The sequence below is a fragment of the Lelliottia amnigena genome, assembly GCF_019047465.1.
Taxonomy (GTDB): domain Bacteria; phylum Pseudomonadota; class Gammaproteobacteria; order Enterobacterales; family Enterobacteriaceae; genus Enterobacter; species Enterobacter amnigenus.
This window is the reverse complement of record NZ_CP077236.1, coordinates 2,268,896-2,281,774: the sequence shown is the minus strand read 5'-3', so window position 1 is coordinate 2,281,774 and position 12,879 is coordinate 2,268,896. Positions and strand designations below refer to the sequence as shown.

Sequence of the window (12,879 nt, the reverse complement as noted above, 5' to 3'; positions counted from 1 at the left end):
CGGAGCACTCCGTGCGCCTTTGCGTTAGACGCCAGTCAAAGGCCTGCGGGCAGTAAAACATTGCAACGGGAGGCGTATGAACGGACCAAACCCATCAACGGCACATCCGATGGAGGGATTCCCTCAGGTTTGTTTTATCAAAAACACGGTGACCAATCCTAATATCATCGTGGGTGATTATACCTACTACGACGATCCGGAAGACTCGGAAAACTTCGAGCGTAACGTCCTTTATCATTTCCCTTTCATTGGCGACAAGCTGATCATCGGCAAGTTTTGCGCGATAGCAAAAGGCGTTCAATTTATAATGAACGGCGCAAACCATAAGCTTTCTGGGATCTCGACTTTTCCGTTTTATATTTTTGGCAACGGCTGGGAGAAAGCCACGCCGCAGCCCGAAGATTTACCTTACAAGGGCGATACGGTAATTGGGAACGATGTGTGGATCGGTTATCAGGCACTGATTATGCCCGGCGTGAAGGTAGGCAACGGCGCGATCGTTTCCTCACGCTCGGTTGTGACCTCCGACGTACCGGCCTATGCGATTGTGGGCGGTAATCCTGCCAGACTCATTAAGAAGCGCTTTTCAGATGACACTATCGCGACGCTTGAAAAACTCGCCTGGTGGGACTGGCCGGTAGAAAAGATCACCCAAAACCTCACGGCAATCATGTCCGGCGATATCGACGGGTTACGCGATTAACTGCGCCGGGTCTGCATTGGTCGCCTTTGATCATTCAGGGCGGTTTAGCGCAAGGCGCAGCCATTCAGAGAGAAAGGCTACGCCGTTTCCCCATCCAACAGAGCGGTACCGTACGAATTGTCGATGGTACAGAGCCAACGACCGTCGTTTTCGTGCCGGAAGACATAGGTGGCGCGACGGGTTATTTCCACCGTTTCGTTCTTACCATCCGGGAAGCGCAGTACCGTTTCCATGATAACCAGCGCGCTATCCCCTCCTTCGATGACCTCCATATTTCCCTGCTCCACAACGAGCTGGTCCTGAAAATAATCAGAGATGGCAAGAAAGGCTTTGCGGATATTCTCTTTACCTTTGACGACCATACCTGGCTTAACCACCAGCGCAGCGTCTTCGCTATAATTTTCCATTAACGAATCATAATCTTTATCGGATATCGCTCTGTCACACGATTCAATCACCTGGCGTAGCGGATGCGAATTCATGAATACTCCTGCTGTTAACTACAAGACCAACCCGTATTAGCATAACAACCTAGCGTAAATGTATAGCTACCAAATTTCATGAGTTTCCGGTTTTGCCCCTAACTTTTCAGGATAGCGCTTTACGCATACGATGAAAAATAACCTTATCCTGCCCGTTTTTAAGCGCGCACCTTCTAAGGATGCGTTTTTATCATTGAGTCACTTCATGATTTTAAATGCCATTTTTCAGCGAAAACGACGACACATTCAGGAGAAACGGAATTAAAGATTATTGACGGTTGACCGATATACTCTTTATTAGCGATGGATAATAGCGCTGCAGGTGTAGCCGCAGCAAAAGGAAAGACACCTATGCTCAACCCTGTCGGAAGTAAATCGAGTCTCAATAATGATTCAACGGATAACAGGCGCACCATGATGCAGCCAGAGAGAGCCGGTAATACAGCCGATAAGGTCGACATGACGACCAAAAAAGACGTTGTTCTTTCCTCGCTTGCTCAACAATTCAGTGACAGTGCAAGTCGGGCCGACGCGGAGAATGCGGGCCTCAGCAGAAAAGAGTTAGGGGCAAAAGCAGAAACTTTGCTTAAAAAAATTACCGGACCTGAATATAACGCGAACCGAGCGATGTATAACGCCGAAATACCTGATTCTTCAGATCCTGAACGTTTAGCCAGAGCCGCGCAAGCCACAAAATTTGTTAATGGCGACGGCAGAAACCCTTTCGCTGGCTTTACACGCGAGAAACTGGCCTTAGTGACTTATGACGACAGCGGGATCTACACCACCAACGAAAGAAGAGCCGCATGGGAAGCGTCTACCGACCAGGAATACGCCTGGCGAAAAGAAGTTGTCGCCAAAGCGATGGCTGAATATAACAGCAGCGGAAAGCTGACAAATTTCTTTAGCGCCGTGTTGGAACACTTCAAAACGTTACCGGATATCGAGCAGGCACAATATCCCGACAACTATGAAACTAAACTGCAGAAATGGATTGAGCTTGATTATAATTATTTTACCAATACGGTAGAAGGCAAAGGCAATCCGGCTGACAGTATTTCACTGCAAGCAAGTCTGAACATAGTGAATCGGTAACCATTATTACTTTAAAAAAGAATATATTCCCCTAATGAGCACATTTCTAATGTGCATCCCGTGTAGGGTAATATCTTCTTCATGACTCAAGCACGTTAACGTTACGGCATGCAGCATAGCTCATTCCCCATGATTTAAAATATTGTTAATACCATGGGGAAAAGACGCCATAGCCAGATATATTTCTCGTTGCTTCACGTCTTCACTTTTTGATGCACCTTCAGCACGGATAAACTCCACCCGTTCAATGCCCAGAAAAGCCATAAATTGACGCAGGCACAGCGCCTGAAAATCCATTTTTATTCGCCGCCATCCCTGCAAGGCGTGCAGATGTTTCCTCAACGACTTTACGCTGCGCGTTCGTCCCGGTTAGTGAGCACTCGCGGAGTGTTCACCTCAATCCAGTCCGCCAGCGCGGCTACTTTCTCGCTCACCTCCGTGCCAAGAGGCGTCAGGCTATACTCAACGTGCGGAGGCACCACAGGATAAGAGACGCGATTCACAAACCCATCCTGCTCCAGCGCCTGTAACGACTGCGCCAACATTTTCTCACTGACGCCGCCCATTTTACGGCGCAGATCGCTAAACCGATGCGTTCCCTGCCGCAGCGCCACCAGAATCAGCACGCCCCAGCGGCTGGTGACATGCTTGAGCACGTCCCGGGATGGGCACTGCTCGGCAAAAAGATTGCCGTCGCGCATTTGCTCGCTGAGCGTCGGGAGGGTTGAGTTCATACTTACCTTTTTGTACGTACTTACTATAAGTTAGTTTGAGTGATAGTGTGCCACAACACCAGACAAACACGAAGGAGTTCCTCATGATCGCGATTACCGGCGCTACCGGCCAGCTTGGCCAACACGTTATCGAACACCTGCTTAAAACCGTTTCGGCCAGTCAGATTGTGGCTATCGTGCGTAACCCGGCAAAAGCCGATGCGCTGAGCAAACAAGGCATTACCGTCCGTCAGGCGGATTACACCGACCAGGCCGCCTTCACCGCTGCGCTGACTGGCGTGGAAAAACTGCTGCTGATCTCGTCCAGCGAAGTCGGCCAGCGTGAACCGCAGCACAAGAATGTTATCAACGCAGCCAAAGCGGCGGGCGTGAAATTTATTGCCTACACCAGCCTGCTGCATGCGGATAAGTCGCCGCTGGGCCTTGCCGATGAACACGTCGCGACCGAGAAAGCGCTGGCAGATTCTGGTATCCCTTACGCCCTGCTGCGCAACGGCTGGTATACCGAGAACTATCTGGCAAGCGCACCACCCGCTATTGAACACGGCGTGTTTATCGGCGCGGCTGGCGACGGTAAAATTGCCGCGGCTACCCGTGCGGATTACGCCGCTGCGGCGGCAACAGTCATCGCGCAAGACGGTCACGCGGGCAACGTGTACGAACTGGCTGGCGACAGCGCATGGACCTTAAGCGAGCTGGCGGCAGAGCTGAGCAAACAGAGCGGCAAACCCGTGACGTATCAGAATATGAGCGAAGCGGATTTCGCCGCCGCGCTGAAGGGCGTGGGATTACCCGCAGGCCTGGCGGATATGTTGGCCGATTCTGACACGGGCGCGTCAAAAGGCGGTCTGTTTGACGATAGCCATACGCTGAGCAAATTGATTGGCCGCGCCACTACGCCGCTGGCGGAAAGCGTCAAAAGTATTCTGTAACGGTTAAGCACGGGTTAATTTTTGTGGCATCCCCCAGGGTCATCTCTGATAATCAAAGGATGACCCTGGAGGAGACTCACCGTGCAAGGCGTACCCGAACAGTTCATCGATGAGAGAGACAGCGCGCGTTTTCGCCATCTGGCGCAGGTGCCAGGCATCGAGCTGTATCACGCCCATATCTCTCGCTACGCCTTTGAGCCTCACACGCACGAAGCCTTCGGAATCGGCGCGATTGAAGCCGGTGCTGAGCGCTTTCGCTATCGCGGCACGCAATACATCGCCCCTGTCCATTCCGTCGTCACCATGAATCCAGATGAGCTGCATACCGGTGAATCCGCTACGGACGAGGGCTGGCGCTATCGTATGGTTTATCTCGAGCCTGATTTACTGGAGGAGGTGACCGGTATTCGCCACTGGTGGTTCAGCGACGTGACGCGCCACGATCCGCAACGCTCACAGCAAATCTGCCAGCTGATTTATGGCCTGTGGCATACGGACGATCCGCTGGCGCAAAAAGGGTTGCTGCTGGATCTGATCGACACCTTTACGCCGCTGGCTCACCATGCGCCAATGGTGCAGGAAGGCGCGCACCGCTTTGAGCAGGCGCGTGACTATCTGCACGACAATTATATGCATCCGGTTACGCTCGACGAGCTGGCACGCGTGGTGTCGCTGAGCCCTTATCATTTCCAGCGTCAGTTTAAGGCGCACTTTCACGTTACGCCGCATCAAATGCTGATGGCGATTCGTCTGTGGCGCGCCAAAGCGTTTCTCACCCACGGCATGCCCGCGGCACACGTGGCGGCTGCGACCGGACTCACCGATCAATCGCATCTCACCCGCGCGTTTACGCATCGCTACGGTATTACGCCCGTGCGCTATCAAAAGCAGGTCGCTCAGCGCTAATGCGCAATCTCATACAATACGCCAGGCGCTGGTCTTCCTACACTTCACGCAGGTTTACAGGTGGTGGAGGGAAAAATGATTAGCGGCGTGCTGTATGCCCTGCTTGCAGGTTTGATGTGGGGACTGATTTTTGTCGGCCCGCTGATTGTGCCGGAATACCCGGCGGTTTTGCAGTCGATGGGACGTTATCTTGCGTTGGGCTTGATCGCTCTGCCGCTGGCCTGGCTGGGCCGTGCGCGTTTACGTCAGCTACGCCGTCAAGACTGGATGACCGCGCTGGCGCTGACCATGATGGGGAATCTGATTTATTACGTTTGCCTGGCAAGCGCCATTCAGCGCACCGGCGCGCCAGTATCGACCATGATTATCGGCACGTTACCCGTGGTAATCCCGGTGTTCGCCAACCTTCTGTATAGCCATCGTGACGGCAAGCTGGCGTGGTCAAAAATGCTGCCCGCGCTGGTCTGCATTGCGGCCGGACTGGCGTGCGTGAATATTGCGGAACTGCGTCATGGACTGGCCGATATGAGCGGATGGCGCTATGGCTCAGGCATTGTGCTGGCAATGATTTCTGTGGTGTGTTGGGCGTGGTATGCCCTGCGTAATGCCCAATGGCTGAGGGAAAACCCAGATAAACACCCGATGATGTGGGCGACTGCGCAAGCGCTGGTGACGCTGCCCGTCTCACTGGTGGGCTACCTCGCCGCATGCGGATGGTTAGGGCTTCAGCAGCCGGAGTTTGCCCTGCCGTTTGGGCCGAGGCCGTGGGTGTTTGTGGGGTTGATGATCGCCATCGCCGTGCTGTGCTCGTGGGTGGGTGCGCTGTGCTGGAATATTGCCAGCCAGAAATTGCCGACGGTGATTTTGGGGCCGCTGATTGTGTTCGAAACGCTCGCCGGTTTGCTTTATACGTTCCTGATGCGTGAGAGCGTGCCGCCGCTGTTAACCACCTGCGGGATTGCGCTATTGGTGATTGGCGTGGTGATCGCGGTAAAAGCAAAACCGGAAAAAACCACGGTCGTTCCGGTTTCGCTGAGTTGAATAATGCCCGGCAGGCGGTGTGCCGCCGGGCAACTTATTAGAACGTTTCCCAGTTACCGTCAGAAACCGTTGCCGTCGGCTTGACCTTCGCTGCGAAGGTTTTGACCGGCGCGGCTTTCACAGCCCGACTACGGTTGATTTTAAACACCGCAACCGCTTCGTTCAGACGTGCAGCCTGATCTTCCAGCGCCGCGGCCGCTGCCGCTGACTCTTCAACCAATGAGGAGTTCTGCTGCGTCACGCGATCCATTTCCGCTACCGCCAGACCAACCTGGTCGATACCACGGCTTTGCTCATCAGAGGCGGAAGCGATTTCGCCCATAATGTCAGTCACGCGCGTGACGGCACTGACAATTTCTGCCATCGTGCTGCCCGCTTCGTTAACCAGCTGGGAACCTGCGCTGACGCGCTCGCCGGAATCATCGATCAGCGCTTTGATCTCTTTCGCTGCCTGGGCGCTGCGCTGCGCCAGGGTGCGGACTTCACCGGCAACCACCGCAAAACCACGTCCCTGCTCGCCTGCGCGTGCGGCTTCTACCGCCGCGTTGAGCGCCAGGATATTGGTCTGGAAAGCGATACCGTCGATCACGTTCGTGATCTGCGCAATTTTGCTGGAGCTGGTGGCGATCTCATCCATCGTACGCACCACGCCTTCTACCACATTGCCGCCTTTTTTGGCGGTGGTGGACGCGTCTTTCGCCAGACGTGACGCCTGACGGGCGTTGTCCGCATTTTGTTTCACGGTGGCGGTCAGCTGTTCCATGCTGGCTGCGGTTTCTTCCAGAGAAGCGGCCTGCTGCTCGGTACGGGAAGAGAGATCGTTGCTGCCTGCAGAAATTTCACCTGCGCCCGTAAAGATAGTGTCTGCGCCTTCACGCACGACACCGACGGTATTCGCCAGCGCGGTTTGCATTTCCTGCACGTTGCGCCCCAGCACGGCCATTTCGTTTTTGCCGTGGGCTTCGATTGGCTGCGTCAGATCGCCTGCAGCAATCGCGCGGATATGGCTAATGACCTCGTCCAGCGGCTTGAGCAGCACGCGACGCATTGCAATCCAACTGGTGATAATCACGCCCACCACCACAATCATAATCGCAGAGAGGATCCACAGGATGCGCTGATAGTCCTTTTCGTTATCCGCAATCCCTCTGTTGGTCAGCTTAGCCTGCGCCTCGCGCCATTCGCGATACACTTTTTGCATCGCCTGCTGCTTAGACTCGGCATTCTGTTTAAACATATCTTCCAGATTACCCTGCGCCAGCAAGCTGTTCATTTGCGCCAGCGTGGAAGAGTAGACGCGATATTGCTCTTCCAGTTGTTTACCCAGGTTTTCGTCCATCCCCGGCGTTTCCGGCAAGGCGTAGTATTTGTCGTAATGTCCTTGTGCGTTCGCCAGCAGATTTTTCGCCGTGGCGACCAGTTCGCTGAGCTGTCCGCCGTTTATCTGGCTCGCTGTGCTGCTTTGCAGGCGGAGCATGCCGCGGTTAAGGGTTACGCGCGCCTGGTTGAGGCTGATCCATGCATCTGTAAACTCTGCAACGTTCTGACTGGACACCTGTGAAACGGTGAAATTGTCTTTGTCATTATTCAGCGCATTTATGAATACGCCTGCAGAGATAATTTGCATGGCACCCAGCACCAGCAACACCGAAACAAGTAGTGTGATAACTTTAATACGCTTAAACATTGTATGCCTTTGTTATATGCAGGATATTGTCTGACGTGTATCTATCGGCAGGTGCGCTGGGTTGTTTAACGCTGTAAATTCTCTAATACCCACACTTTCTGAATTTCTCAAATCCATTCAGCATCTTAATACTTCAAAATAAATTTGTGATGCACCTCACACTTTACTCTTTGCCACTAAAGGGTTATAGCCTTCACTTAAAGGTGCATTTAATATACATCTTATATTATTGATGATGAGGTAACTGCTGATGGCCTTTCGCGACCAACCTTTAGGCGAGCTGGCGCTCTCCATTCCGCGCGCATCTGCGCTGTTTCGTAAATACGACATGGATTACTGCTGCGGCGGTAAACAAACGCTGGCACGCGCGGCTCTGCGTAAGGAGCTGGATGTTGACGCGATTGAAGCTGAACTGGCGCAACTGGCCGAGCAGCCCATCGACAAAGACTGGCGTACCGTCGCGCTTGCCGAAATCATCGATCACATCATCGTGCGCTACCACGATCGCCACCGCGAACAGTTGCCGGAGCTGATTTTGCAGGCGACGAAAGTCGAGCGCGTGCATGCCGATAAAGCCTCTGTCCCGCGCGGACTGGCAAAATACCTGACCATGCTGCACGAAGAACTCTCCAGCCACATGATGAAAGAAGAGCAAATCCTGTTCCCGATGATTAAACAGGGAATGGGTAGCCAGGCGATGGGGCCTATCAGCGTGATGGAAAGTGAGCATGACGATGCGGGCGAACTGCTCGAAGTGATTAAACACACCACCGATAACGTGACGCCGCCCGCGGACGCGTGTACCACCTGGAAAGCGATGTATAACGGCATTAACGAATTGATCGACGATCTGATGGAACACATCAGCCTCGAAAACAACGTCTTATTCCCGCGAGCCCTCGCAGGCGAATAAAAAAAGACGCCCGAGAGCGTCTTGTTGGAAGTCCTTGCTTTAGGCCACCTCGCGTGGCCTTTTTTCTTTAGCGCATACCGGCCATACGTTTCTTACCGATAAACAGCCAGCCGAGACCCAGCGCAATGAACCACAGCGGCGTGACCATCAGCGCCTGACGGGTATCATCCTCCAGCGTCAGCAATACCAGCACAAAGACAAAGAACGCCATACACACCCAGCACATCAGTTTGCCGAGCGGCATTTTGTATTTGGATGACGCATGCAGCTGCGGACGCTGTTTGCGGTACACAAGGTACGAGCAAAGAATGATCGTCCAGACAAACATGAACAGAATCGCGGATACCGTGGTGATCATGGTAAACGCGCCGATCACGCTCGGATTGACGTAAAGCATCACCACACCGCCCAGCAGGCAGATGCAGGAGAAGGTCAGCCCTTTCGCGGGAACCGCACGCTTAGACAGCTTAGCGAATGCGCCGGGTGCCACACCTTCCTGCGCCAGGCCAAACAGCATACGGCTGGTGGAGAACACGCCGCTGTTCGCAGAAGACGCCGCAGAGGTCAGCACCACGAAGTTAATCAGGCTTGCCGCAGCGGGCAGTCCCACCAGTACGAACAGCTCGACGAACGGGCTCTTTGTTGGCACCACGGAACCCCATGGCGTCACGGACATGATCACGATCAGCGCGAACACATAGAACATAATGATGCGAATCGGAATCGAGTTAATGGCGCGCGGTAGCGATTTTTCAGGATCTTTGGTTTCCGCCGCCGTTGTCCCCACCAGTTCGATGCCCACAAAAGCAAACACCGCAATCTGGAAGCCTGCGAAGAATCCGCTCAGGCCTTTCGGGAACCAGCCGCCGTCGTTCCACAGATGGGTAAACGATGCCTGAACGCCGGTTGGTGACTGGAAGTGCGTCAGTATCATCACCAGACCCACCACGATCAGGCCGACGATCGCGACGATTTTGATCATCGCAAACCAGAACTCCATCTCACCGAACATTTTGACGGTCGCAAGGTTGAGGCTCAGTAACAGCACGATCACCGCCAGCGACGCGACCCAGTCAGACAATCCGGGGAACCAAAATTGCGCATACGCGGTAATGGCGACGACATCGGCCATTCCGGTTACCACCCAGCAGAACCAGTAAGTCCAGCCGGTAAAATAGCCCGCCCACGGTCCGAGCAGATCGGAGGCAAAATCGCTAAACGATTTGTACTCGAGATTCGAGAGCAGCAATTCACCCATTGCCCGCATCACGAAGAAAAGCATAAAACCGATGATCATATAGACGAATATGATCGATGGCCCGGCAAGGCTGATGGTTTTACCCGACCCCATAAACAGCCCGGTGCCAATGGCACCGCCGATGGCGATAAGCTGAATATGACGGTTTGTGAGATTGCGCCGCAGCGACTGTTCAGACGAAGCCTCTTCAGCGGCGACGACTTTAACCTGATCTACCATGTGATTTTCCTGTTGTACCTGTCTGTGTTGTTTAGGCTCTTCTGGCCTTTAATGACGTCAAAATGCAACGATCCCTATACAAGGACTCGTCGATAGTAGGTAAGAATCGGCAGGATGAATACTGTGAATTAGATATTATGTTAACAATATGTTTAAAGTGAGTGTCATATCACTTGTACAATGCAAAACAGCTCACAAAAATACACGCAAAGTGTGCATATGCAAAATAAAATGTTGATATCGCTGTAACTTTAGGTTTTATCACGCATTTCCTCTCCCAAAGCGGAAGAGGAAATGCACGTCGATTACAGGATTTCCAGCAACTCGACTTCAAATACCAGGGTGCTGAATGGTGGGATAGAGGCACCCGCGCCACGCTCACCGTATGCCAGGTTTTGTGGGATCGTCAGTTCCCATTTAGAGCCAACAGGCATCAGGGTTAGCGCTTCGATCCAGCCAGGAATCACGCCGTTAACCGGGAATTCAGCCGGCTCGCCACGCGCAACGGAGCTATCGAACACGGTACCGTCGATCAGTTTACCGGTGTAGTGCACGCGAACGTGGTTGCTGCGAGCCGGGATTGCGCCTTCACCTTGAGTGATCACGCGGAACTGCAGGCCAGATTCGGTGATGTTCACGCCTTCGCGCTCACGGTTTTCTTCGAGATATTTCACGCCGTCAGCCGCCATTTCTTCAAAACGCTCGCGACGAACGGCATCAGCACGCTCGTGAATTTCACGCAGTGCGCGATGAACAACGTCGACTGGCACTGCCGGCTGTTTGCCTTCCAGCGCGTCAGCGATACCCGCCACCAGCGCTTCAGGTAACAGTCCTTCCAGGCCGGATTCGCTCAACTGCTGTCCTACCTGCAAACCGATACCGTAGCTTGCCTGCGCTTCGATAGTGTCAAAAGTCGGGGTGGTCATGGGGGGTTTCCTTCCATCACATTTAAAGTAGCGGGCAGCATAGCAGCCACGCCCTTACGGGTAAAACTTTGTCTTAAGTTAAGATGACAAACCGCCGCGAAACAGAAACAATAGGGCTTACCAGGATTTTTCCCAAACGTGGGACAGTGAAGGCGGCTTTGCTACGCCATTCAGGCAGTTAGCGAACTATACTTCTGAGACAGGATATCGACCCGTGGATGACGGGTAAAAGACGCGGAGCAGGAGGAGAGCCATGCCCGGGCGATTTGAACTGAAACCTACCCTGGCGAAAATCTGGCATGCGCCAGATAATTTTCGCATCATGGACCCGCTGCCGAACCTCCATCGCAGAGGCATCATCATTGCCGCCCTGCTGGTGGTGGTAGGCTTCCTGCTTCCTTCTGGCGATGACAGCGATACCGTACCAGCGAGTCGCAACGCGCAGCTGGATATCCAGTCGCAATCACAACCACAACGCGATCAGCAGCCCATGCAGACACAGCTGGTGACGCCGTCAAACGATCCCGGCCAAGTTGCGCCGGTAGAGCCTGAACCAATCCAGGACGAACAGCCTCAGGAACAAGTAGCCGCACCACAGGCCCAGCAACCTTCGGGTATCGAACAGCAATGGCGTTCGTATCGCGTTGAGCCTGGGAAAACAATGGCGCAGTTGTTCCGCGACCACAATTTGCCACCGACTGATGTCTATTCCATGGTGCAAGTAGAAGGTGCAGGGAAACCGCTTAGCAATTTACAAAACGGTCAGATGGTGCAGATTCGCCAGAATGCCAGCGGCGTGGTGACGGGTTTGACGATTGATACCGGAAATGGCGAACAGGTGTTGTTCACTCGCCAGACTGACGGCAGTTTTATTCGCGCGAAATAATTCTCCGCCCGGTGACGTGACGTTCACCGGGCAGACTTTTTAGACTGTTTTTTTACTGACCTTATTCACCCACCAGATCCCTGAACACACCAGTACCAGCGCGATGGCATATTTGATGTCCAGAATGTTTTCGCCCAGGAAAATAGCGGACAGCACCGTCCCGGCCACCGGTACGACAAAGTTGAATGGGGCGATCATGCTGACGCGGTTAACTTTCAACAGCACACTCCACAGCGCAAAAGCGACTGACGATAACAGCGTCAGGTAACCCAAAATCGCGACGGCCTCAATGCTGTGTACTTCCAGCGTTCCGCCCGTCGAGTAGCCGCCCACAACCAGCACCAGTCCGCCAATCGCCAGTTGCCAGCCGGTCATCACGGTCGGATCGACCGTTTGAGAGATACGTTTCCCGTACAACGTGGCGGCAGAGAGGATAAAGGCGGCCAGAATCACAAAGCCATCGCCGTTCCAGACAAAGCTAAAATCCATCAATCCACTGTTGAAGTTCACCAGCATCACGCCCGCAAACCCCAGAATACAGCCAATGGTTTTGTTATAGCTGAGCTTGTCGTTTTGGTAGATAAAGTGTGCCAGCAGGACGCTGAAAAAAGTCCCGGTGGCGTTCATGATTGAACCTTTCACACCCGTGGTATACGCAAGACCAATATAAAAGAACGTGTACTGAATCGTGGTTTGCGTCAGCCCCAGCAGGGACAGTTGCCCAAATTGCCGCGGCGTGAGTCTGGCGATGGGTTTACGCTGGGCAAGCGCAAAAATCAGCAACAACAGGCCAGCAAAGAGAAAACGATACCCTGCGAATACGACTTTTGACGGGATGTCGTCGGTGGCTATCTGGAAGAGTTCATACCCGCTTTTTATTGCCGGATAAGAGCTACCCCACAGCAGACAACAGAGCGTCGCGCAAGCATAAGCAACATTTTTACGGGCAAAAACGGGCACAGGCGGAGCGGAGTTCATGGCGAATCTCAAAAATAAAATGACGTTTCAATTTATTATCAGAGATTGCGGCAGCAATTGCTACCCTATAGGGAGAGTTGTGAGAGGTGCGGTGAGACAAAAAGCAAAACGCCGGCACA

14 protein-coding genes are annotated in these 12,879 nt (G+C 53.4%); 7 read left to right on the top strand and 7 right to left on the bottom strand.

The genetic code is table 11. The features are described from left to right. The first annotated feature begins 76 nt into the window (after positions 1-76). A complete protein-coding gene (locus I6L74_RS10700; protein ID WP_059179953.1) occupies positions 77-703 on the top strand; it encodes a Vat family streptogramin A O-acetyltransferase in 627 nt (208 codons plus the stop codon). 77 nt (positions 704-780) lie between these two features. On the opposite strand, the gene I6L74_RS10695 is transcribed toward I6L74_RS10700, so the two are convergent. Then, positions 781-1,185 (bottom strand): YybH family protein, encoded by a 405-nt coding sequence (locus I6L74_RS10695; protein WP_059179952.1) that lies wholly within the window; start codon positions 1,183-1,185, stop codon positions 781-783. Between the two features lie 351 nt (positions 1,186-1,536). Here I6L74_RS10695 and I6L74_RS10690 point away from each other — a divergent pair, with 351 nt between their 5' ends. Further along, positions 1,537-2,280, top strand: a complete 744-nt coding sequence (locus tag I6L74_RS10690) for a hypothetical protein (protein WP_082691945.1) — start codon at positions 1,537-1,539, stop codon at positions 2,278-2,280. A gap of 120 nt (positions 2,281-2,400) precedes the next feature. Here I6L74_RS10690 and I6L74_RS10685 read toward each other — a convergent pair whose 3' ends face one another. Together I6L74_RS10685 and I6L74_RS10680 are read right to left on the bottom strand one after the other, a co-directional pair. Beyond that, positions 2,401-2,577 carry a flavodoxin-like domain protein gene (locus I6L74_RS10685; protein ID WP_174521011.1) on the bottom strand — a complete coding sequence of 59 codons (177 nt, stop codon included), beginning with the start codon at positions 2,575-2,577 and terminating at the stop codon, positions 2,401-2,403. 50 nt (positions 2,578-2,627) lie between these two features. Next, a complete protein-coding gene (locus I6L74_RS10680) occupies positions 2,628-3,014 on the bottom strand; it encodes a winged helix-turn-helix transcriptional regulator (RefSeq protein WP_059179951.1) in 387 nt (128 codons plus the stop codon). 83 nt (positions 3,015-3,097) lie between these two features. On the opposite strand from I6L74_RS10680, the gene I6L74_RS10675 reads away from it, so the two are divergent. From I6L74_RS10675 to I6L74_RS10665, 3 genes are all read left to right on the top strand, one after another. After that, positions 3,098-3,946 carry an SDR family oxidoreductase gene (locus I6L74_RS10675; RefSeq protein WP_059179950.1) on the top strand — a complete coding sequence of 283 codons (849 nt, stop codon included), beginning with the start codon at positions 3,098-3,100 and terminating at the stop codon, positions 3,944-3,946. An 81-nt stretch (positions 3,947-4,027) separates the two neighbouring features. Beyond that, complete coding sequence (locus I6L74_RS10670; protein WP_059179949.1) at positions 4,028-4,852, top strand: AraC family transcriptional regulator; 825 nt, start codon at positions 4,028-4,030, stop codon at positions 4,850-4,852. Positions 4,853-4,927: 75 nt separating this feature from the next. After that, positions 4,928-5,893: a DMT family transporter gene (locus I6L74_RS10665; RefSeq protein WP_059179948.1), complete on the top strand. Its 966-nt coding sequence runs from the start codon at positions 4,928-4,930 to the stop codon at positions 5,891-5,893. A 37-nt stretch (positions 5,894-5,930) separates the two neighbouring features. Here the strand turns inward: I6L74_RS10665 and I6L74_RS10660 are convergent, their stop codons facing one another. After that, complete coding sequence (locus tag I6L74_RS10660) at positions 5,931-7,580, bottom strand: methyl-accepting chemotaxis protein (protein WP_059179947.1); 1,650 nt, start codon at positions 7,578-7,580, stop codon at positions 5,931-5,933. Positions 7,581-7,830: 250 nt separating this feature from the next. Between I6L74_RS10660 and ytfE the strand changes: the two genes are divergently transcribed. Further along, positions 7,831-8,493 (top strand): iron-sulfur cluster repair protein YtfE, encoded by a 663-nt coding sequence (gene ytfE / locus I6L74_RS10655; protein ID WP_059179946.1) that lies wholly within the window; start codon positions 7,831-7,833, stop codon positions 8,491-8,493. 67 nt (positions 8,494-8,560) lie between these two features. On the opposite strand, the gene cycA is transcribed toward ytfE, so the two are convergent. Together cycA and bamJ are read right to left on the bottom strand one after the other, a co-directional pair. Further along, complete coding sequence (cycA, locus tag I6L74_RS10650) at positions 8,561-9,970, bottom strand: D-serine/D-alanine/glycine transporter (RefSeq protein WP_059179945.1); 1,410 nt, start codon at positions 9,968-9,970, stop codon at positions 8,561-8,563. Between the two features lie 305 nt (positions 9,971-10,275). Further along, positions 10,276-10,896, bottom strand: coding sequence for a BamJ family beta-barrel-assembly machinery protein (gene bamJ / locus I6L74_RS10645; RefSeq protein ID WP_059179944.1), 621 nt, complete (start codon positions 10,894-10,896; stop codon positions 10,276-10,278). 253 nt (positions 10,897-11,149) lie between these two features. Here bamJ and I6L74_RS10640 point away from each other — a divergent pair, with 253 nt between their 5' ends. After that, complete coding sequence (locus I6L74_RS10640; protein ID WP_059179943.1) at positions 11,150-11,782, top strand: OapA family protein; 633 nt, start codon at positions 11,150-11,152, stop codon at positions 11,780-11,782. Positions 11,783-11,821: 39 nt separating this feature from the next. On the opposite strand, the gene I6L74_RS10635 is transcribed toward I6L74_RS10640, so the two are convergent. Beyond that, entirely contained in the window at positions 11,822-12,760 is a 939-nt protein-coding gene (locus I6L74_RS10635) for a DMT family transporter (RefSeq protein ID WP_059179942.1), read from the bottom strand. Positions 12,761-12,879: the final 119 nt, after the last annotated feature.